At 58.0% G+C, this 20,532-nt stretch carries 22 protein-coding genes, 2 tRNA genes and 2 pseudogenes; 9 read left to right on the top strand and 17 right to left on the bottom strand.

All coding sequences use genetic code 11. From position 1 onward, the window contains the following. The first annotated feature begins 79 nt into the window (after nt 1-79). A complete protein-coding gene (locus HMPREF1287_RS09175; RefSeq protein WP_023016542.1) occupies nt 80-970 on the top strand; it encodes a cation diffusion facilitator family transporter in 891 nt (296 codons plus the stop codon). A 7-nt stretch (nt 971-977) separates the two neighbouring features. On the opposite strand, the gene HMPREF1287_RS12625 is transcribed toward HMPREF1287_RS09175, so the two are convergent. The 4 genes and pseudogenes from HMPREF1287_RS12625 to HMPREF1287_RS09155 all read right to left on the bottom strand — a co-directional run bounded on the left by HMPREF1287_RS12625 (nt 978) and on the right by HMPREF1287_RS09155 (nt 3,998). Then, complete coding sequence (locus HMPREF1287_RS12625) at nt 978-1,670, bottom strand: hypothetical protein (protein ID WP_172596693.1); 693 nt, start codon at nt 1,668-1,670, stop codon at nt 978-980. A 94-nt stretch (nt 1,671-1,764) separates the two neighbouring features. Then, nucleotides 1,765-2,418 (bottom strand): annotated as a pseudogene (locus HMPREF1287_RS09165) (IS256 family transposase); the annotation flags it as partial. 344 nt (nt 2,419-2,762) lie between these two features. Next, a complete protein-coding gene (locus HMPREF1287_RS09160) occupies nt 2,763-3,056 on the bottom strand; it encodes an antibiotic biosynthesis monooxygenase (protein ID WP_005276388.1) in 294 nt (97 codons plus the stop codon). Between the two features lie 132 nt (nt 3,057-3,188). Further along, a complete protein-coding gene (locus HMPREF1287_RS09155; RefSeq protein ID WP_005280722.1) occupies nt 3,189-3,998 on the bottom strand; it encodes a class I SAM-dependent methyltransferase in 810 nt (269 codons plus the stop codon). 550 nt (nt 3,999-4,548) lie between these two features. On the opposite strand from HMPREF1287_RS09155, the gene HMPREF1287_RS09150 reads away from it, so the two are divergent. After that, entirely contained in the window at nt 4,549-5,742 is a 1,194-nt protein-coding gene (locus tag HMPREF1287_RS09150; protein WP_034653752.1) for an IS481 family transposase, read from the top strand. Between the two features lie 98 nt (nt 5,743-5,840). Here HMPREF1287_RS09150 and HMPREF1287_RS09145 read toward each other — a convergent pair. The 6 genes from HMPREF1287_RS09145 to HMPREF1287_RS09120 all read right to left on the bottom strand — a co-directional run bounded on the left by HMPREF1287_RS09145 (nt 5,841) and on the right by HMPREF1287_RS09120 (nt 11,229). Beyond that, a tRNA-Arg gene (locus HMPREF1287_RS09145) sits at nt 5,841-5,913 on the bottom strand. 158 nt (nt 5,914-6,071) lie between these two features. Next, nucleotides 6,072-7,139, bottom strand: coding sequence for a GTP-binding protein (locus tag HMPREF1287_RS09140; RefSeq protein ID WP_005276381.1), 1,068 nt, complete (start codon nt 7,137-7,139; stop codon nt 6,072-6,074). A 63-nt stretch (nt 7,140-7,202) separates the two neighbouring features. Beyond that, entirely contained in the window at nt 7,203-8,777 is a 1,575-nt protein-coding gene (locus tag HMPREF1287_RS09135) for a DASS family sodium-coupled anion symporter (protein ID WP_005280716.1), read from the bottom strand. Nucleotides 8,778-9,060: 283 nt separating this feature from the next. Next, entirely contained in the window at nt 9,061-10,425 is a 1,365-nt protein-coding gene (gene mgtE / locus HMPREF1287_RS09130; protein WP_034653328.1) for a magnesium transporter, read from the bottom strand. A 125-nt stretch (nt 10,426-10,550) separates the two neighbouring features. Then, nucleotides 10,551-10,874 carry a DUF202 domain-containing protein gene (locus HMPREF1287_RS09125; protein ID WP_023016538.1) on the bottom strand — a complete coding sequence of 108 codons (324 nt, stop codon included), beginning with the start codon at nt 10,872-10,874 and terminating at the stop codon, nt 10,551-10,553. After that, nucleotides 10,867-11,229 carry a YidH family protein gene (locus tag HMPREF1287_RS09120; protein ID WP_005276372.1) on the bottom strand — a complete coding sequence of 121 codons (363 nt, stop codon included), beginning with the start codon at nt 11,227-11,229 and terminating at the stop codon, nt 10,867-10,869. Before HMPREF1287_RS09120 ends, HMPREF1287_RS09125 begins: the two co-directional genes overlap by 8 nt. 85 nt (nt 11,230-11,314) lie before the next feature. Between HMPREF1287_RS09120 and HMPREF1287_RS09115 the strand changes: the two genes are divergently transcribed. Continuing rightward, nucleotides 11,315-11,692, top strand: a complete 378-nt coding sequence (locus HMPREF1287_RS09115) for an NUDIX domain-containing protein (RefSeq protein WP_034653750.1) — start codon at nt 11,315-11,317, stop codon at nt 11,690-11,692. A 124-nt stretch (nt 11,693-11,816) separates the two neighbouring features. Here HMPREF1287_RS09115 and HMPREF1287_RS09110 read toward each other — a convergent pair whose 3' ends face one another. Together HMPREF1287_RS09110 and HMPREF1287_RS09105 are read right to left on the bottom strand one after the other, a co-directional pair. After that, a complete protein-coding gene (locus tag HMPREF1287_RS09110) occupies nt 11,817-12,005 on the bottom strand; it encodes a hypothetical protein (RefSeq protein WP_023016536.1) in 189 nt (62 codons plus the stop codon). A 271-nt stretch (nt 12,006-12,276) separates the two neighbouring features. After that, nucleotides 12,277-12,365: transfer RNA gene (locus HMPREF1287_RS09105), tRNA-Ser, on the bottom strand. Between the two features lie 120 nt (nt 12,366-12,485). Between HMPREF1287_RS09105 and hisC the strand changes: the two genes are divergently transcribed. Both hisC and HMPREF1287_RS09095 read left to right on the top strand, forming a co-directional pair. Further along, nucleotides 12,486-13,538, top strand: coding sequence for a histidinol-phosphate transaminase (gene hisC / locus HMPREF1287_RS09100; RefSeq protein ID WP_023028132.1), 1,053 nt, complete (start codon nt 12,486-12,488; stop codon nt 13,536-13,538). Continuing rightward, entirely contained in the window at nt 13,539-13,931 is a 393-nt protein-coding gene (locus HMPREF1287_RS09095) for a phage holin family protein (RefSeq protein ID WP_023016534.1), read from the top strand. Nucleotides 13,932-13,974: 43 nt separating this feature from the next. Here HMPREF1287_RS09095 and HMPREF1287_RS09090 read toward each other — a convergent pair whose 3' ends face one another. Beyond that, nucleotides 13,975-14,235 carry a MoaD/ThiS family protein gene (locus HMPREF1287_RS09090; RefSeq protein WP_023016533.1) on the bottom strand — a complete coding sequence of 87 codons (261 nt, stop codon included), beginning with the start codon at nt 14,233-14,235 and terminating at the stop codon, nt 13,975-13,977. 58 nt (nt 14,236-14,293) lie between these two features. On the opposite strand from HMPREF1287_RS09090, the gene HMPREF1287_RS09085 reads away from it, so the two are divergent. Genes HMPREF1287_RS09085 through HMPREF1287_RS09070 form a run of 4 tightly spaced genes read left to right on the top strand, consistent with a single transcriptional unit; the run spans nt 14,294 to nt 17,361 of the window. After that, nucleotides 14,294-15,430 (top strand): molybdopterin molybdotransferase MoeA, encoded by a 1,137-nt coding sequence (locus tag HMPREF1287_RS09085; protein ID WP_023016532.1) that lies wholly within the window; start codon nt 14,294-14,296, stop codon nt 15,428-15,430. Continuing rightward, nucleotides 15,427-15,906: a MogA/MoaB family molybdenum cofactor biosynthesis protein gene (locus HMPREF1287_RS09080; protein ID WP_023016531.1), complete on the top strand. Its 480-nt coding sequence runs from the start codon at nt 15,427-15,429 to the stop codon at nt 15,904-15,906. Before HMPREF1287_RS09085 ends, HMPREF1287_RS09080 begins: the two co-directional genes overlap by 4 nt. Next, nucleotides 15,896-16,357, top strand: a complete 462-nt coding sequence (locus HMPREF1287_RS09075; protein WP_023016530.1) for a molybdenum cofactor biosynthesis protein MoaE — start codon at nt 15,896-15,898, stop codon at nt 16,355-16,357. The genes HMPREF1287_RS09080 and HMPREF1287_RS09075 overlap by 11 nt, the downstream gene beginning before the upstream one ends. Further along, nucleotides 16,354-17,361 (top strand): ThiF family adenylyltransferase, encoded by a 1,008-nt coding sequence (locus tag HMPREF1287_RS09070; protein ID WP_023016529.1) that lies wholly within the window; start codon nt 16,354-16,356, stop codon nt 17,359-17,361. The genes HMPREF1287_RS09075 and HMPREF1287_RS09070 overlap by 4 nt, the downstream gene beginning before the upstream one ends. Before the next feature lie 22 nt (nt 17,362-17,383). On the opposite strand, the gene HMPREF1287_RS09065 is transcribed toward HMPREF1287_RS09070, so the two are convergent. The 4 genes and pseudogenes from HMPREF1287_RS09065 to HMPREF1287_RS09045 all read right to left on the bottom strand — a co-directional run bounded on the left by HMPREF1287_RS09065 (nt 17,384) and on the right by HMPREF1287_RS09045 (nt 20,488). Continuing rightward, nucleotides 17,384-17,635, bottom strand: coding sequence for a hypothetical protein (locus tag HMPREF1287_RS09065; protein ID WP_023016528.1), 252 nt, complete (start codon nt 17,633-17,635; stop codon nt 17,384-17,386). A gap of 238 nt (nt 17,636-17,873) precedes the next feature. Further along, nucleotides 17,874-19,067, bottom strand: a pseudogene (locus HMPREF1287_RS09060) (IS3 family transposase). A 449-nt stretch (nt 19,068-19,516) separates the two neighbouring features. Next, on the bottom strand, nt 19,517-19,981 hold the full coding sequence (locus HMPREF1287_RS09050; RefSeq protein WP_023016526.1) for a hypothetical protein: 465 nt from the start codon (nt 19,979-19,981) through the stop codon (nt 19,517-19,519). Nucleotides 19,982-20,086: 105 nt separating this feature from the next. Then, nucleotides 20,087-20,488 (bottom strand): hypothetical protein, encoded by a 402-nt coding sequence (locus tag HMPREF1287_RS09045; RefSeq protein ID WP_023016525.1) that lies wholly within the window; start codon nt 20,486-20,488, stop codon nt 20,087-20,089. Between the last annotated feature and the right edge of the window lie 44 nt (nt 20,489-20,532).

Raw genomic sequence — 20,532 nt, 5'->3', positions numbered from 1 at the left:
CTTGGCCTCAGTGGCTGCGCTTACCGCCATCCATTTGCATTTAATTGTCAATAAGCGTCGACGGGGATAGGCTGAGTGCATGGCACACGAGCACCACGACCACGATCACTCCAGCACGCCGCTGCGCGCACTCTTGATTGCGCTAGGCATTACCGGCACCGTCTTCTTCGCGGAGCTGATCGGCGGCTGGTTGGCGGGTTCGATGGCGCTGATGGCGGATGCGATGCACATGCTTTCCGACGCTGCGGGGTTGATCATCGCGGTGTCAGCGGTGTTGGTTGGGCGCCGACAAGCATCGGCTCAGGCCACGTACGGCTACCGACGAGTGGAGGTGCTTGCTGCACTGGCGAACGCAGTGATGGTGCTGGCGATCTCGGTGTGGATTGTCGTCGAGGCGGTGCGCCGCCTGCAGAGCCCGGCCGAAGTGCAGGGAAAAACGATGCTGATCATCGCGGTGATCGGCCTGGTGGCGAATGCGCTATCGGCGTGGGTTCTGCACCGGCACCGCAAATCCTCGATCAACGTGGAGGGCGCGTTCTTGCACGTGTTAGTGGATATGCTCGGCTCTGTCGCAGTAATCGTGGCCGGCATCGTGGTACTGACCACGGGGTTTGTGGCGGCGGACGTGATCGCCTCCCTAGCGATCGCGGCGATGGTGCTGCCGCGCGCCTGGCAGCTCATGCGGCTTTCGACGAGCGTGCTGCTCGAGCAAGTCCCGGCGGACTTCGACGCCAGTGCGATCGAGCCCGCGCTGCGGCAGGTCGAGGGCGTTGCTGACATCCACGACCTGCACCTGTGGAGCCTGGACGGCGTGAACGTGCTCACGACCGTGCATATCGTGCGCGACGGCACCGTCGGCACCGGCCCGCTGTTGGATGCCGCCCAGCAGGCCCTGCGCGAACACGGTATCGAGCACTCCACCATCCAGATTGAGCACCCAGAGCACGAATCCCACGAGACGGTGTGCTGATTCCCTTCTAACCTGACTTAGGCCAATTTTGTGCGGAAGTTCGCGGCCGGTGATTACTTGGATGGTGGCCGTGAGGTCGGGCGGGAATGGTACGGCGGCGTGAATGGTTTCGCCGCCAACGACGAGTTGAAAGCTGCGGTATTTCTTGAGTGTTCTCACGAGGCGTTTGATGAAGTGACCACTGCGGGTCTCCATCAGGTGGGTCACGGCTAGTGCTGCCATCACAATATTGAGATGTGCTGTGATCGAGTTTTGTTTCCTCGCATAGATTAGGCGTGCTTTCAGGTCTGATTTCGACATCCGATACGACATTTTCAATGTGGAATAGCCTGCGGTAATGCCCGATAACCTCCTGGGCGGGAAGAGCGGTCAGGTCGGTTTCATAGCCTTTAATTCCGGCTAGGGCTCGGTGTTTGGCAGCGAGAGCGTAGTTGACCTTCTTGTTCGGGGTGGAAAGATCGAAATAGCGGTTGCGCTTAATGGCGATTTCGCCGTCAACAGCGCGTTTGGCTTTTGCGACTTGCTCTTTGATTCCGCGCAGGCCGCGTCTGGCCCGATCATAGGAGTACTGGAAGTGGGTCACCGTATTCGGGGTTGTGTGTTTGCGCGCATCGCTTGCCGAGGCTTGTGTCCAGATCTGGCCGTGGGCGTAGGCTTCACCAGGGATTTCCCGCCGCCAGGTTTCAATCACCTCAGGCACGGTGGGGTTTCACCGACAAAATGTAGTGCAGACCTGCATCTATCAATGCTTGCTTGTTCGGAGGGTGTCAAGTTGTTTGTGTGTGGGGGTAGGTTTATAGGTATTTGTCGAAGCTGTCGGGGTAGGCCACGGCCATTTGGTTAATGGCTTGTTTCCAGCCGGAAACTCGGGCTCCTTCCATGAGTCTGCCGGCTGTCGCTGAGACTCGTTTGCCTTGCTTTGCCCTCTTTGCGGCTCGTTTGTCTTCGATGTTGCAGATCATCAACCACAGCGTCTTTATCGCTGATTCATCGTTGGTGAACTGCACCCTGTTGCGGGTAGCTTTACGCAGCTGGTTGTTGAACGACTCAATGGAGTTCGTCGTATAGATTACCTTTCTGGCTGCTGGTGGGAACTGCAGAAACGGTACGAAACGCGCCCACGCATCACGCCAGACCTTGACTGAGCGGGGATATTTCTCACCCAGCTCGGAGGCTTCAAATTCGTCTAAAGCAACCTGTGCTGTGGGCTCGTCCGTGGCAGTGTAAATCTTTTTCAACGCGGCTGATACGCCCCGGCGATCCCCGTAAGCTACCCACCGGTTAGCGGCGCGAATCAGGTGCACGATACAGGTTTGCACCATAGAGTTCGGCCAGGTTGCCTCAACTGCCTCTGGCAGGCCTTTCAGCCCGTCACAGCAGACGATAAAGACGTCTTTGACCCCACGATTGGCCAGGTTGGCGCATACCTGCGCCCAGAATGTGGGCCCGACCCCCGGAAAGTGGACACGTCGGGGGTCGGGCCCCTCCTCATGCGGGTTAGGTTCCCACACCCACTCTCATTCGAAAGGTACTACGGTGGTCGCCTCATGCATCCATCAGACCCTCACCGTCAGTTACAGATACACCACACTAAAGGACGCAACCGACATCGCGGGTAAGCGCCCGCGCGTGTTGCCACACCGTACCCCAATTAGCGAGCTTTAAAACTAGTACAGGCCGCGCTGGCTGGTTCGCCAGTTAGCGCGTGCAACCGGGGGATAATGAAAACCGCGGGTTCCGGATTTCCGGGCCCGCGGTTTCGCTTGTCGTGCCTGTGAAGATTTTTGATGAGTTAGCTTTCGAGCTGAATGGATTCAAAGCCCAGCACGTCGACGGACATGCCACGCTTTTCGTCTTCGACATGGTTGCCTGCTGGCCGTGCATCAGCCCACTTTTGGTAGTTTTCCTGGCTGTCCCACCGGGTGACGACGAAGTAGCGATCCTCACCGGCGACGGGGCGCAGCAACTCAAAGCTTTCAAAGCCTTCGGCCTTGTCGACACCTTTTGCGCGTTGCGCAAAGCGCTGCTCGATTTCCGGGCCAGCACCTTCAGGGAAGGAAAGGGCAGTGATGTTAACGTAGCTCATAGATCATCCTTTCTGTGATTGGATTCATCCTTCATTTTAGCGATAGTTAATCTGGTGGGGATGTGAAGTTCAGCAGAATTACCGTGGTATTTTCTGCGAGTTGCGCGCCTTAACCTCGTCGTTTGGTTGGTTCTAGCTCGGTTTCCGGGCCACCAAAGCCACACCGCGCAAGACATCGCTGTGTTCGTTGAAAAGCTTGCGCATTGCCAACATGCGGCGCCTGGCCTCCTTATCGCGTAAGGCATTTTTGATGATGCGCAACGTACCCAGCAGTCCTTCGTCGGCAAGATTGCGGCGCATCTTTAGCAGCGCCATTGGCGCGGTATCTGTCCATTCGACGACTAAGCCAGCGTTTTCGAGAAGCTCGGTCCACTCAACCACGGTGAGCGGGCGGGCATTGACCTTAATCACCCGCGCGAGGTTTTTGCGCAGCTCTGTTTTGAATTCATCATCAAGATCGTCGGGTTGCAAGCCGAGCTCATGAATCGCATAGCGTCCACCTGGTCGCAACACCCGCACGGCCTCGTCGACGATCTTTTGTTTTCCGTTCGGCGATTGCATCGTTAGCATTGCCTCACCCAGCACGACGTCAGCGTGAGCATCGGGCAAACCGGTATCCGCGGCATCAGCATGCACCATGCGTCCGGTGTCTTTGACGATCTCACCGGTAATGCGTGCGGCATCTTCGTCTTTTTCCACACCGACATAGCTGGCAGGTTGGAAACTTAATAGTTCGGTGGCGGTGCGCCCCAAGCCCGGTGCCAACTCGACGACATCAGCACCACTAAGACCGGCATGCTTGAGCAACTTGCGGGTGAGTTCCAAACCGCCTGGCCGCAGCACTCGTTTGCCCAGCCGCGCGAGCAGCCAGTGTCCGGGTACATCTTCTGCACGACGCTGCGCATAGGGAAGTGGATTGTCCTGGTGGGAGGAGTGAGTCATGGTGGATTCCTTTCTCGAAGGCCCACCTACAACGGACTAAGGCAGATGCTTGCAGGTACTTTAAGGCAGGCCTAATGTGCATCCATTTCTGAGTCTAATTCCTGGCGACTGTAAAGGATAGGCTTGCCAAAATAGTGTGACTTTTCTTGGACATAGGGCCTGACCCCCGGAAAGTAGACGCATCGGGGGTCAGGCCCCCTCCGCTGGGCCGGCAACATGCGCAAACTCTACGTCGGAAGAAAACACCGCACCAAAGAAATCATGCTCATCTGCATCAACAACGACATCGCCGCCATTAACCCCCACACAGGCGAAATCTAAAAACGAACCCCCAACACGAAGAGAGCCCCGAGACATCGAAATAGAAACAATGTCTCGAGACTTCACATTTGTGCGCCCGGAGGTGTCTGAGTTCACGACATATTTGACACCCTGTTCCTGCGAAGGCAGTCCTGATGCTTGACAGGTGAGTCGGGACAAACTTGACACTTAGCCCACCCTTACCGTGTCAGGTGATGTTTTACAGGTGAGTCGGGACATGTTTGACACTATGAACAGTCCCAACCGTAACCTCGCCATCGTCAAAGCAGTCCGCGGGCAAAAGCGCAGCCCATCACAAGTAGCCAAGCAATTCGGTATCTCTCGCCAACGCGTTTACCAAATCCTTCATGCCTTCGATGCCGGTGGCACAGACGCCATCGCGCCGAAATCCCGCGCCCCACGCACTCACCCCCAAGCCGTGCCAGACACCGTGTGCAAAGACATCATCACAATCCGTAAACAGCTCACCCGTCACGGACTCGACGCAGGTCCAGAAACCATTGCCTACCACCTACAACAAGACGGCAAACGCGTCCCTTCAACCTCGACAATCCGCCGCATCCTAAGAAAAGAAGGACTCATCACCCCAGCACCAAAAAAGAAGCCCAAAAGCTCCTTCATCCGCTTCGAAGCAGCCATGCCCAACGAATGCTGGCAGGCTGACATCACCCACCTGTACCTAGCGGACACCACCCGCATCGAAGTCCTTGACTTCCTCGACGATCACTCCCGCTACCTGCTATCAATCACCGCAGCCGCAGCCTTTAGCGGCACACAAGTCGCCGAGGAACTATCACGCCTGATAGCAGAATACGGACCACCAGCATCCACACTCACCGACAACGGCCTCGTCTTCACCGCCCGCCTAGCAGGACGCAAAGGCGGACGAAACGCCTTTGAAAAAGTCCTCAACGCCAACAAAATCCAACAGAAAAACGGCCGACCAGGCCATCCCCAAACCCAAGGAAAAATCGAGCGATTCCACCAAACCCTCAAAAAATGGATCAACGCCCGACCACCCGCTAAAACCGTAGCTGACCTGCAGACACTCCTCAATGAATTCCGCGACTACTACAACACCACACGCCCCCACAAAGCACTAGGCCGACGCACCCCACACCAGGCCTACACCACCGGCACCAAAGCCAACCCAGCCCACAACCCGACACAAGAATGGCGCACAAGAAACGACGTCGTCTGGGACAACGGCAAAACCACCGTGCGCTACGCCGGCAAAATCTTCCACCTAGGCATAGGCCGCAAATGGAAAAGACAGAAAATCCTCATGGTCATCGCCGACAACCACGTCATCACATCACTAGCCGAAACCGGAGAAGTCATCACCGAGCACTACATCGACACCAGCCGCAACTACCAAAAGCCCTACTGGAAACAAGGAGACCCACCCCTAGGCCCAGAATAAGAAGAAACCGGCATCCCAGAACAAAAAGAAACTGAGATGCCGGTTTGTCAACGATGTCGCGACTCACCTGTCAAGCATGTCGCGACTCATGACATTTGTGCGCCCGGAGGGATTCGAACCCCCAACCTTCTGATCCGTAGTCAGATGCTCTATCCGTTGAGCTACGGGCGCAGTCCGTTGTGTAGCAGCGCGGATGCTCTGCTGTGCAACGAGAATTTACTATACCCACGGACATGCAAAGTAACAAATCACCAGTACACAACCACGATCGGCGGGATAGTCAAAGGCGTGTAGTTCACCCGCCGTTCATGCTGCGACTCGGCGCGGGGTTATACGAGGACGGAGGCTTCGGCATCGGAAAGCAGGGCGTCCTGGAAAGCCTGCAGGGTGGATTCGTGGTCGAAATCGATACCAATGAGCACGAGCTCCGTGCCAGGAGTTACGCCGTTGGCGGCCCACAGTGACGCTGGCATGATTTGCAGGTTAGGGCCGGCTTGCTGCCAGGCGTGGGCTACGCGCAGGTCGGTGTCGATCCAGCAATAACCCTTAGAACGCACGAGGCCCGTACTGGCCCGCAAGGCGGCGATGAGACGCTCACGATTAAAGGGGCGATCGGCACGGAATACGACGGAAGAAATGCCATATTCCTCGGTTTCTGGCGTGTGTGGGTTAGCCAGCTCTTCGGCATAGCCGTGGTAGGACGCGGCGGTGGCAGCATTGAACAAATGTGCATCCAGGACAAGCCCAGGCTCGATAACACCGTGGGTTACCGGCACTACGCGAGCCCGCGGGTTCATGGCGCGAACGGTGGCGACCACGCGCTCGGTCTCAGCGGCATCGACCAGGTCGGTCTTGGTAATGAGGATAAGGTCGGCGAACTCGACCTGATCCACTAAGAGATCGGAAATGGTGCGATCGTCTTGGGGCGTGGCTTCGATGCTTTCGGAGACGAGGCTGCGACCACGACGCAATTGGGTTAGGAAGGTTGAGGCATCGACGAGGGAGACCATGGTGTCGATGGGGGCGGCATCGGCAAGCGTGGTGCCATCGGAAAATTCCCACTCGAAGGTGGCTGCCACCGGCATGGGCTCGGAAATGCCGGTGGATTCGATGACGATCTGATCGAAGCGGCCGGAGCGAGCTAGCTTGCCCACAGATTCAATGAGGTCTTCGCGCAGGGTGCAGCAAATGCAGCCATTCGATAGTTCCACGAAGCGATCCTCACCGCGCTCGAGGTGCCCCTCGCCAGCGACGAGGGCGGCGTCAATGTTGACCTCGGAAAAGTCATTGACGATGACCGCGAGTTTGCGGCCCTCACGGTTTGCGAGCAGGTGGTTGAGGAGCGTGGTCTTTCCGCTGCCTAGAAATCCGGACAGCACGGTAACAGGTGTAGCCATCCTTTAATGGTAACGTTTTTCATTAAAGGATGGCTACAAGGGTCTGGCCGACCGGTGGGTGGGCTAGACCGTCAGTCCGAAGATAGGAACCGCCAGCAGGAAGACGGTGAGGGTGATGAGGAAGATACCAATGATGTTGAGGCCAACACCGCCCTTGATCATCTCGCCAATCTTGACATAGCCCGAACCGTAAGCAATGGCATTCGGCGGGGTAGCCACTGGGAGCATAAAGGCAGACGTTGCGGCCAAGGCAACCGGGATGGTGAGCAGCAAGACGTTGATATCACCTTCGCCGGTAAGACCCACACCCACGGCGACACCACCCATGATGGGGATGAAGGTCGCCGCAGTAGCGGTATTGGAGGTAATCTCCGTCAAGAAGAGCACCAAGGTGGCCACAGCTGCCACGATCAGGACGATCGGCAAGACGCTAAGCCCCTTAGCCATCTCACCAATCCACAGGGACAGACCGGAAGAGTTAAAGGCCGAGGACAGGGACAGGCCACCACCAAAGAGGAGAAGGACGTCCCACGGCATTTCATTGGCCGTCTTCCAGTCCAGCAAGCGAATACGGCGCTCCGAGTCAGCCGGCAAGATAAACAAGAGGATGCCTGCGGCAATACCGACGATGGCGTCATCGTAGTTATCAAAGTCACCAAGGATAATGGGCAGCGATACCCAAGCCAGCGCGGCCAGCACGAAGATGATGCCAGTCATGATCTGTGGGCGGGTCCACGGGCCGAGCGCTTTGATCTCTTCATTGATCAGCTCACGGCCGCCGGGAATTTCGGTCATTTCCGGCTTGAAGACGGTAATCAACAGCGCCCACGCGATGAGCAGGAAGGTCAGTGCTAGGGGCACACCGACGGCCATCCAGCGGCCAAAGCCAAGGGTAACCTCCCATGTATCGGCCATATACGCATTCAAGAATGCATTCGGCGGGGTACCGATCAAGGTACCTAGCGAACCGATGGAGGCCGAGTACGCGATACCCAGCATGAGCGCAGTAGCGAACTTCTTCTGCTTATCCCAACCACCAACGGTCTCTGCGGTAAGGGCCAGCACGGAGGTACCGATCGGCAGCATGACGACGGCCGTCGCGGTATTCGATACCCACATGGACAAGAATCCGGTGGCCAGCATAAAGCCCAAAATAAGGCGGCGCGGCGAGGTGCCGATGAGCTTGACCACGTAAAGAGCAAGGCGGCGGTGTAGGTTCCAGCGCTGCAGCGACAGCGCGATCAGGAAGCCACCCATGAACAAGAAAATGGTGGCAGAGGCATATGGCGCACCGACTTCCTTAATGGTTCCCACCCCGGACAAGGGGAAGATCACCAGGGGAATCAACGCGGTGGCCGCTAGCGGGATGGCCTCAGTCATCCACCACACACCCATGAGGATGGTCACCGCGGCCACGGTGCGAATGGCGCCGAGGGTGTAGTCAGCTTCCGCATCCACGCCGCTGGACTCTTGGACGGTGTCGATCGCATTCGAGGGGAAGATGAAAAATACGAGGATAGCCAGGGCTAGGCCAATGAAAAGACCGATGAACTGGCGGCGCCATTCATTGCGTGGGGCACCGGGATCCTCAGCGCCCTCTGATTGGGCGGTAGATTCGTGAGTATGCGGGGTGGTCATGCCGCGAACTCCTTTGCTAGAGAGACTTTTAGCAGGGCGGGGGTGTGATAGCTCTATCAATTACCAGCAATCGAGCCGGATCCTTGGTGCATCCCGAACATCATTCAGTCCGTGCAGAGCATGCTAAGACCCTACAAAACATTTGCACCAGAAACCACAAACTTCACGGCATTCACCCCCACTGCTTTTAAAATTCACACACCACAGCTACTCATAATGTGAAATCTCCCCCACCGGTTGGCTACCCCCGCTCGGAACGCCAGACCCCGTGTTCCAGAGAAGTTTATAGCCCGAGCACCGACTTGGCGATGAGGAAATAAATGATCAGACCCGTGGCATCGCAGAACGTGGAGATGAACGGATTGGAAAATACGGCAGGGTCCGCGCCAATGGTCTTTGCAACGATAGGCATCAGCCCGCCCACCGTGGCGGATATGGAACAGATTAAAAACAACGTCGAACCAATGACTAGGCCTATATCCACGCCGTATACCACCGTTGCTAGGCCAAGTCCGGCCAAGCCCAATACGGCACCAAGCAGCATGCCCACGCGGAGCTCGCGCCAGAGGACGGCGAGGAGGTCGCGCCCGCGGACATCGCCAAGCGCCAGCGCACGGGTCACCGTCGTTGCTGCCTGGTTTCCCGTATTGCCGCCGGTACCGGTCAGCAGCGGGATAAACAGCGATAGCACCACGGCCTGCGCCAAGGTGTCCTCGAAGGCGTCTAGGACCCGCACGGTCAACAGCGCAGATACCGCAAGAACCAGCAGCCACACGATGCGGGACTTCACCAATTTCAATAGCGGCGTGGACAGGTACGGCTGCTGCAGGGCCTCGGTACCACCGGCGCGCGCGGAGTCCTCGCTGTCCTCTGCCTCGACGATGTCAATGGCATCGTCCCAGGTCAAAAGGCCCACCAGGCGGTCCGAATCATCCACGATGGGCAATGCCAAAATATCGAGCGGCAGGAACCACCTGGCGGTTTCTTCCGCATCATCATTGGCATTGGCATAGATGGGGCTTTGCATGATGTCCCCAATCGTGGTGCCCTCCTCCGCGGTAAAAATCTCCCGCAGCGTCACCACGCCCACTAGGCGGCGGTCCGCGCGGGTGATGGGCACCGCATAGATGGTTTCCAGCTCATCGGCCTTCGCGCGCAGGGTCCGCAGCGCTTCCTCCACGCTCATCTCGGGATGAATGCCGGGGACCTCGGGCGACATGCGGCGGCCCACCGAGCCCTTGGTGTAGCCCAAGACAACCCCGGTGACATCCCGCTTCGATTTGGTAAGCGAGCGCAAAAGCCGGTCCGCGATTTCCGCCGGCAGCTCATCCAAAAGGGCCACGCGGTCTTCCGGCTCAAGTTCGTCGAAGAACTCATAGACATCAGCATTGCCCAGCTCATCGATGATATCGGCCTGGTGCTTGGCATCTAGGGCATCAAATACCACAATGGATTTACGCCGCGGCAGCAAGCGCAGGGCCAGCGCGGCGCGGATGGCATTTTGCCGCTCGACGATGGCGATAAGCTCCTGCAGCGGCACCTCATCAAGCAGCGCCTGCAAGCGGGGTGCCTTTTGTGGGTCAATGGCAGAATCCTGCTTCAACCATGCCTCGACCGTATCGCTGGCCTGCTCAGGAGTATCCGCCATTGCCATCACCTTGCCCTTCTCGCCCCTCATACCGCGGCACCGGTGGCCACCGTAATTGATATAGCCTCACATAGATTACGCGTATCCCCCACCAGTACACAGCGCTGCGGCGGAAAACTTTGCCTTTAGGCAAAAACACCCCACAGGGCAAAGGCCGCAAGCAGGGAGACCAGCACCGCGCTACTGGCCAAGACGGTGGCGCCGGGGAGGTGGCGGTGGGTGCGTAGGGAGGCATCGACAAGCGATGCCCGCTTCCTCACCGCCACTATCAGCACCAGCACTCCCGCCGCGAGCGCCAGCAACGGGAGAAACACGCTGACGCTGACCACCCGCATGACCTCTAGGAGTATCACCGCCAGCGCGAGGATGGTGCGCTGCCACGATAGGCGGGTGCGCTCGGGCTGCAAGCCGGGGTCAAAGAGCTCCCCATGTTGCTGCGGGCTAGGCAAGTAGCTCGCCTACCAGCAGGACAGCCGCGATAACGACGATGGTGCCTACAAGCACCGGGATGGCGATGCTAAAGGGCAACGGGCGCTGTTGCCGCAAGGCGCGCTCGGCCCGCTTCCATTGCACCCACGCGACTACCGGCAGCACAATCGCCACCACCAGCATGAATGCGGAGACCACCGCGCGCAGCGTCGCCGGCAGCGGCACGTCGAAAGCTTCCAAGGCCACTCCCCCGGCAATCAGCGCGAGCGAGGTGCGGATCCATGCGAGGAAGGTGCGCTCATTCGCCAGCGTAAAACGCGGATCAGGGTCGCTTCCTACCCCAAATACCGAGCGGGGAAACCTCGAATCGCTCATGCCTTCCTACCTTATATTCAATGTCCACCCTTGGCGCGATAAGGCTGCGAGCCTGTTCGCCGGCCACCTCGTTATGATCGGGGCCATGATTGAAGTCGCAGCAATCGTTTTCCGCAATTCCTTTGACCACGTGCTTGGCGTACGCAAGGCCTCATCCACGAAGTTCCAGCTGCCGGGCGGCAAGCTAGAAGAAGGCGAAAGCCCTGTCCAGGCCGCTGCGCGCGAGGCGGAAGAAGAAATCGGCGTCCGGGTTCGCCTACCTGAACTTACCGAGCTCGGCACCTTCACTGCCCCCGCTGCCAATGAACCGGGCCAGACCGTCCGCGGGCATATCTTTACCTACCCGCGCCCCGTCATCGCCCACGCCGCAGCCGAAATCGCCGAAACCGCCTGGATCGATCCCGCCGACCCGCAGTGCGAGCTTGCTGATCTCCTGCGCAGCGAGGTTTTTCCGGCGCTGTAAAGTGGTCAAGCCCGCGCATCAGCAAAGGAAACTACGCCTACACCGCACCACCTGCGCCAGGGAAAATCATGAACCAACGGTCACGTAACAGTCACCCTGGGATAAACGGGGTGCGGTGTACTACTTATTTAGACTGACGCCCTGCATTCTCCGCCCACACGCGCACTCCCACAGAAGCAGCAGTCAGAACAACAATGAAGATGGTCACTAAGCCGATGCCTATTACATCGGTCAGCCACAAAACAATTAACACCAAAGAGGCAACTGCTAAAGCGAGCAAAATTCCGTTCTTTATCTTCTGCACTTTATCCATAGCGCCATTATTCACGATAAAAATTCACCACGTGACGAGTTCATCCTTTTGAAAAATCTCCTTGCGCTCCAAAAGCGCCCTCGGAGAACTGCATTTCCGCTTCATGCCCGTAGCGAGCGAATACTCGTATCCCTGCTTACAGAATAGGGGTCTGGCTCCTGCTTGGTGGCCACCACATTTTGTCATTTAACTCCGTTTAAGCCGCCGCTTAGGCCTATTGTTTAAGCTGGCAAAACGACGAAATCCCGAGCGCAATTGCCCGGGATTTGGGTGGCGGAGATGAGAGGATTCGAACCTCCGGACCCCAGAAGGGTCAACTCCTTAGCAGGGAGCCCCATTCGGCCGCTCTGGCACATCTCCAAGTTCAGAAAGAACCGTAAAAGACAATACCTGCCGCATGCGCCACGGCCAAACTAACCCCCTGGTTTTGTCCCCGGTTTTCTTCCACGCGCGCAGGAGAGACGACCTAGAGTGGTAGCCATGATTCGCTCCGACTTACGCGCCATCCCTGGCTACGTGCCCGGCGCGCGCCACGATGATGCCCTCAAGTTGTCTTCTAATGAAGCCACGCAGCCACCGCTGCCTGAGGCCGCCGAGGCTATGGCCCGCGCCGCTGCCGAGGCCAATCGCTACCCGGATATCGCGGCCACCGAGTTGCGTGAGGATCTGGCCGAGCACTTAGGCGTGAGCTTTGACCAGGTTGCGGTGGGCACGGGTTCTTCCGCGCTGTGCCAGCAATTGGTACAAATCACCACCAGGCCCGGTGAGGAAGTGATTTTCCCGTGGCGTTCCTTTGAGGCTTATCCCATTTTTGCCCAGGTGGTGGGTGCGCGCCCCATTCCGGTTCCGCTCGATGCGGACCAGCGCGTGGATTTGCCCGCAATGGCGGAGAAAATTACCTCAGATACGCGCCTGATTTTCGTCTGCAATCCGAATAATCCTTCCGGCACTACCGTGACTAAGGCGGAGTTTTCCGAATTTATGGACGCGGTGCCAGGCGATGTCCTCGTGGCCCTCGATGAGGCCTATATCGAATATAATCGGAATGCCGATACCCCGCTGGGCACCGAGCTTTTTGGTACTTACCCCAACGTGGTCTTCCTGCGGACCTTCTCCAAGGCCTATGGTTTGGCCGGCGTGCGCGTGGGCTATGCCTATGGCCCAGAAGACGTCATCGCGGCACTGAATAAGGTAGCGATTCCGTTTTCCATCAACGCCGTGGCCCAGGCCGGTGCCCGTGCCGCGCTCGCAGCGCAGGATTCGCTGCGCGAGCGCACCGAAGAGACTTGTGGCCAGCGCCAGCGCGTGGAAAAGGAGTTGGCAGAGTGGGGCGTTCCCCGCTCGGAGGCCAACCACGTATGGCTGCCGGCGGCGAATATTGAAAAGCTAGGAACGCCGCAGGAATTAGCCGCGCGCTTGGCCACACGCGGCGTGCTCGTTCGCGCCTTTAGCGAAGGCATCCGCATTACCATTACAACTAAGGAAGAAACTAACGCCCTGCTTCGGGCGTGGAACGATACCGTAGGAGGCTAAATGCGTTCGTTGACCAATTTTGCCCTCAACGTGGTCGCCATCGCGATTGCGCTCTGGGTCGTAGTGGGCATTATTCCCGGGATTTATATCACCCCGGATAAGCTGGGCAATTTCATTGCCGTGGCCATTGTTTTCATCATTATTAACGCGGTGGTCATGCCCGTGCTGCGTTTTATCGGCGCCCCGCTAACCTGCCTTACCCTCGGACTATTCGCGCTCGTCATCAATGGCGCCGCCCTGCTGATCGTGGAGTGGACGCTTAACGCCTTTGACTTAGGAATTGGCCACCTTGTGGTCAATTCCTGGGGCTCTGCAATCTTCGGCGCCATCATCTTGTCCCTGGTCAGCAGCCTGGTTAATTTCTTTACCAGCCCACTGCGCAAGCCGGTCTAAGGCGCTGGCTGGTCTAACACACCAGCCGGTCCGAAGGAGCGGGCTATCCCCCGGCGAAGGGCGGAAGCACGTCAACGCGGGTCACGCCCATGAGCGGCGAGTCCGCTTGGGTGTTCCCGGCGCCATCGATAAGAAAATTACAGCGCCCCAGCACCTCTTTCATGCTCATGCCGGCCTCGGTGGTGCCGGTGTGGTCCTTACCCAGCTGCTCTATGAGCTGGCCTAAGGTGGTGGGCGCTTTTACCTGCTCCGAAGCAACGCCGGCCGCGGCACGAGCGGCGGCGAAATAGTGAACGGTCAACATGCTTTCTACTATGCCCGCAGGCTTCGAACGTGTCGAACTCGCGGGTAAACTTGGCTCTATGCGCACTCCCGAAACCCACGCACACGAGGTCGCGGCAGCCCTCGGCCCGCGCCAAGTCATCTCCCGGCCCCTGGGGCAGGCGCAGGAGATGGTCCTTGCCGCCGATGTCCATACCGCCTTCCCCTCGCCGCGCTTTAGCAATTCCCAGATGGATGGCTACGCGCTGCCCGCCACCGCAGCCGGATCGTACGAGGTGGGCCCCACCATCGCCGCCGGCGCGAATCCCACCGAGCTGCTGGATGGTCCCTTGCACACCGCCTGCCCCATCATGACCGGAGCCAAGGTTCCAGAGGGCACGGCATCCATCGTGCCGATTGAAAAGTGCCAGCCGCAGGAATTCCTCCAGCCAGGCGAGACCATTACAGTTCCGGCCACTGAGGAGGGCCAATTCATCCGCGGTACGGGCACGGACCTCCAGCAGGGCGTTCTCCTGGCCGCCAAGGGCGAGAAGCTCACTCCGGTGCGCCTGGCCGCGCTGGCCTCCCAGGGCATCGAGGAGGTCAGCGTTTATCGCCCCGCCCGCATCCTCGTGTGCACCGGCGGCGCGGAAATTGGTACGGGTGTTGCTGCTATTCCTGATGCCAATGCGCCCCTCATCTCCGCTATGGCCCACCGCGCCGGCATCGAGGTCGCCGGATACGTCACCACCGATGACGATCCAGAGGTGCTCACCCGCGCGCTGGAGGAGGCCACGCAGGACTACCGCCCCGATGCCATCGTCACCTCCGGCGGGATTTCCGCGGGCAAATACGAGGTTATCCGGCAGGTGCTCACCGGCTGGTTTGGCCACGTGGACCAGCAGCCTGGCGGGCCGCAGGGCATCGCCAGTTTCCATGGCACCCCAGTCATCTGCTTGCCCGGCAATCCGATTTCTACCATGGTGAGCTTCCGCCTCTTTGTGGCCCCCACCCTGGGCTGGGCGCCCGCGGCATATCGCGTGCCAATCGCGCACGCCATCGAGGGCCTACCCCACAAGGATCAATTCCGCCGCGGGTACGCTGGTGCGCAGGCCCGGGTTACCGGCGGCGCTAGTTCCCACCTGCTGGCCCAAGCCGTCGATGCCACCCACCTCATCCGCATTCCTGCTGGTAAGAGCCTCAGCGCAGGAGAAAAAGTAAAGGTCTATCCCCTATGAGTTCTGCTCGCACCGCCATTGTTTTGGTCGCCTCCACCCGCGCCGCCGCCGGGGTCTACGAAGATCGCTCGGGCCCCATCGCGGTAGATTTCCTGCGCCGCAAGGGCTTCGACTGCCCTGATGCCCGCGTGGTGCCCGATGCCGATATCGCCGCAGCGGTGGACCAGGCCTTCGCCGAAAAGCCCGCGGTCATCCTCACCTCTGGCGGAACCGGCCTGACCCCGGACGATCTCACCGTCGATGCCGTCCAACCCCACCTCACGCGCGAGCTTCCCGGCATCGCCATGGCCTTTTGGAATAAGGGCCTGGAGAATATCCCCACCGCGGTGGCCTCGCGCGCGGTCGCAGGCGTCAATGACACCACCTTTGCCATGACCCTGCCCGGTTCTACCGGCGGGGTCAAAGATGGGTGCGCCGTGCTAGATGAATTAATCGTCCACATCGTCGATATGTTAGAAGGAAAACATGAGCACTGATCCCTCTTATGTCGCCGCGCAGACCGGGCTCACTGTCGGCACGATGCTGACCGAGCAGCCCCTCGAGCCCCTCCTTGCCGCGGCCAAGGCAGAGATCATCACCCCAGCCATGGGCGCGGTGGTCACCTTCGAGGGCATCGTGCGTGATCATGATGGCGGCCGGCCCGATGTCACCCTGCTAACTTATACCGCGCACCCCAGCGCCCCGGAAAAGCTGCGCGAGATCGTCGATGAAGTAGCAGGCCAACACCCCGTGCGCTTGTGGTCAGCCCACCGCACTGGCGATCTACAGGTGGGCGATCTGGCCTTTACCGTCGTCGCCGCCTCTGCCCACCGCGGCGATGCCTTCCGCGCCGCGGAGGCCTGTGCCGATCGCGTCAAGGCCGAGGTTCCCATCTGGAAGGAACAAAGCCACGGCGATGGCTCCGTCAACTGGGTGGGCCTCGAATGAGCATCCGCTATGCCCGCCAAGAGGCCCTGTGGGGTGAAAAGGGCCAGCAGAAATTGGCTGACTCCCACGTCGCGGTCATCGGCGCGGGCGGGCTTGGCTCACCGGCGCTGCTCTACCTAGCAGGGGCCGGGGTGGGCCGCATCTCGCTTTTCGATGACGACCTCGTCTCCCCCTCCAACCTCCACCGGCAGGTCATTCACACCACCGCCTCCATTGGCACCGCAAAGACCGAATCGGCCGCAGCGGCGGTGCGGGCCCTCAACCCTGAGGTGGAGCTCATCTGCCACGGCCGCCTGGAATCCGCCACCGCCCTCGAGCAGCTGCGCGGCTGCGACGTGGTCCTCGATGGGACGGATAATTTCGACGCCCGCTACCTGTGCTCATGGGCCGCCCACAGCCTGGGCATTCCGCATATTTGGGCTTCTATCCTGGGCTTTGATGCGCAGATGAGCGTCTTTTGGTCCGGCAAGGGCCCTGTGTACGAGGATGTCTTCCCCACCGCCCCGGCTCCGGGCGAGGTTCCGTCGTGCTCCCAAGCCGGCGTCCTGGGCCCCATCGTCGGCACGGTGGGATCCGCGATGGCCTTGGAGGCTTTGAAGATCATTACCGGCGTCGGCACCCCGCTTATTGGCACGCTCGGCTACTTTGAGGCCCTATCTGGGACCTGGGAATATATCCCCATCCGCCCCACCGGCGCGCAGCCTACCCAGCCAGCCGATGCCCCCGAGGTCCGCGAGATCCCCGCGCACGCCCCGCTTATCGATGTCCGCACCGACGCCGAGCGCGCCCGCGCCGCCATTCCTCATTCAACGCATCTGTCCCTCGACCGCATCCTCGCTGGCGAAGACCCAGACATCGGCCAGGGCGATGCCGCCGTTATCTACTGTGCCAGCGGCATCCGCTCCGCGCAAGCCGTCCACGCTTTGCGCGGCCGCGGCTACGAGCAAGTTGTTTCCCTGCGCGGCGGCATTAACGCGTGGTTGGAACAGCACGGGATGCCCTAGACCCAGCCACACGATGGCCCTTCTAGCGCCTTTGTTTGTCTTCCCTGCCGCGAACAAAGAGGAACCAGATAAGCGGCCCCAAGAAGGGAAGGGCAAAGGTAGCGGCGATAAAGAGCACCTTGGCCGCAATCGTGTACCCAGAAGCGATAATAGAAATAACCGCCGCAATCCAGAACGCGACGAGCAAAATAATGGGCAGGAACCCAAGGAACCACCACGTGTCATTAGGGTTAGTAGATTCCGCTGCTGCTACATAAAGTTCCGAGGTATTCATGGAGTCCTTTCATCGAGCATTTTTATCTCCGGGACAAAGCCAGCACCACAACCACACCTGACTTGCCCTGTACATTTCCAAGATTAAGTCTGCGCCGCACTAGGCGCGTCATCCCCCGGTATGAAATGCCGCAGCAACAAGCGTGAAGCTCGTTAGCTTAGGCAGCTTTCCGGTGTCCTGTTAGCTCCACATTTGCTGTAGGGCCTGACCCCCGGAAAGTGGACACATCGGGGGCTAGCTATGCTGCTGTGGTCAGTATAGCCGAAGTCTCGGTTTCAAAGACATCAGGCGCTACAAGATTGCACCAGGAGTGCCGCCGGCGCGTGTTGTAGCGCATGCACCACCGGAAGACTTCCCGGCGGCAGGCGATCGGATTGTCAAAGACTTTCCGATCACGCAGCACTTCCCGCTTTAAAGTGGCGTTAAACGATTCTGCCAAGGCATTATCAGCACTCGTTCCTACCGCTCCCATAGACTGGCGCACACCCAACGACGAGCAATAGTTCCTAAAGGCCTGTGAGGTGTACACGCTGCCGTGATCGGAATGGAATACAGCCCCGTCAAGACTGCCACGCACACCATGCGCGTGAGCTAGAGCATCGATGACCAGTGAGACACGCATGTGGTCTGCAAGTGCATAACCTGCAAGTTTGCGTGAATACGTGTCAATGACAGTGGCCAAATACATGTTTTTCCCTCCTTTACATGGCAAGTAGGTAATATCGCCGACATAAACGCGGTTCGGCTCGTTAGCTGCGAATTTGCGGCCTAGCAAATCCGGCATGACTCGGTGGCCAGGCTTGCGCCTGGTAGTGACACATCGGCGGCGCTTGGTAAAGCCTCTAAGCCCCATGGCTTTCATAATTCGTGCGACTTTCTTGTGATTTATCGGGCTGAAATCCGTATCACTGTTGAGGCTTGCAGCGATGCGTTTAGCACCATAAAGACCATGCTCATCATCAAAAGTGGCCTTGATTTTTGCACCAATAAGGGCATCAGAATACATCCTTGACCTGCGCTTTTCACGGGTGTGGACCCATTTATAAAACGAGGAGCGATTCAGCTTCAACACGTGGCACATCCGCTTAACCGAGTATTCGGTTCGGTGGTCATAGACAAACTGGAAGCGGATCACCAGTGAGTCTCTTCGGCAAAATACTTCGCAGCCTTACGCAGGATGTCACGTTCTTCGCGCAGTTTTGTGTTTTCTTTCTCCAGTTGGCGAATGCGTTCGGATTCATTCGCTGCCTGGGCTTTATCATGCACGGCTTTTATGCGGGCACGTTTGCCGGTGCCGTACTTTTTGACCCAAGAATGCAGCGAAGCTCGGTTGATGCCGAGTTCGGCTAATGCTGAGTTCAGCGAGAGATCCTCATTGTTCCTTATAGAGGGCCACGGCATCGCGTTTGAACTGTTCGGAATACCTGGACATGATGGTAGATTACCTTTCTTCCCAGCCCGACTGGGCTGGATATCAGGTGTCCACCAAACAGGGGTCAGGTCCATGACTTTCAATATGGAAACCGTCAGACGATAACACCACACTCACCACTTTCTGTAAACATAAGGCCTGAACCCTGATAGACACGTGTAAAACAATATTAGGAACGGCCCTATTTTACAGGAAACATTCTGCCGCACACCGGCGTAACAATAGGGTGTAGCTTATATTTCCTTCCAGCCCTACAGGGCTAGATGTTCGGGGGCTACCTAACAAGGTTCAGATCCTTGCTCGCAATACGAGCGCAACGACCTTAGCCATATACCGCAGTACAAAGCGGGAAACTAGAACTTTCGCCAAAGTTGGGGATTATCCTAATTGTTTTCCGTTAAAGCATGCTGTCGCCGGCGAGTTCGCTAACGTCTAAGAATTACTTTTCACTAGGCAAGGAACGACGTTTCAAGAAAGTCCTCAAGACTCCAATATTCAGGATCAAACCACGCAACGCCTTCGTCGACTTCGACTGCGACGAATTGGTCAGGCAATAAGATGAGGAAATCATTTATCTCAGCACGGATTCCTTGGCGCTGTAGCTCTTGTGCGACTCGCTTGGTGCTCTCCTGTGCGGTCTCGGCGGGGCGACGATTAAGGTCAACACCATAGAAAGTATCCGTGATTGGTACCTCCAGGTACTTCATTTCAACGGTGACGCACTTACCGTCTTCCACGCAGCACACAATCTTGCGGCCAGGATCACCGGGCTCGAGTGTTTCGATATCAACCCAGCCTTCAAACTGCTCTTCATACGTATCCGCACCTAATTCCGAGTCGTAGCATGCTTTAGTAGCCTGGTTCACCGTCATACCGGGTTGTACGGGCAAGGGACAGGTACCTTCAATTTTCATTTTTTCGATGCACTTCTTTCTTCGTCGGTTGTTTAATACGTCAAGGTCTTCGGTTAGGCTGTCGCGTAAGTCAGACTGCACACTCGTGTGATTGAAATTGGCTAGCTACCCCCAGTAAATAGCTACAACTTTGCCGAATTGGTACGACAATGCGATTGTCCCATTGTCGTGGGGAATGGTTATGCCGTCACGGTCGTGTTCAAATTCGATCCCCACATCTTTTAGGGCCTTTACAAACTTTCGACTCGACAATGACAGTGGGATATCAAGGAAGCTATCTGACTCCCGCGCGTCCAAGATTTCTACTGAGGCAATCAATCCGTCGTTTTCAAAGCCCTTAATGTCGTAGTCGATGCCCCCCATCTCACATTTGCCAAAAATTTGGCCCGTTCTGCCGATACCGAGATAAGAAATATCCAGGTATCGGTAATCAGACAGAAGATTTTCGTAATATGAAACAGGTGCAGATAGCTGCAACGGTTCAGGAACATCAAAAGTAAACTTCATTTTCTACAACTCCTTGACGCAAGATGTTTATCTTCTAGACCCCG

The organism is Corynebacterium sp. KPL1986 (assembly GCF_000477975.1).
In the GTDB taxonomy this organism is placed as follows: Bacteria; Actinomycetota; Actinomycetes; order Mycobacteriales; family Mycobacteriaceae; genus Corynebacterium; species Corynebacterium accolens.
This window is presented reverse-complemented; position numbering and strand designations above follow the sequence as displayed.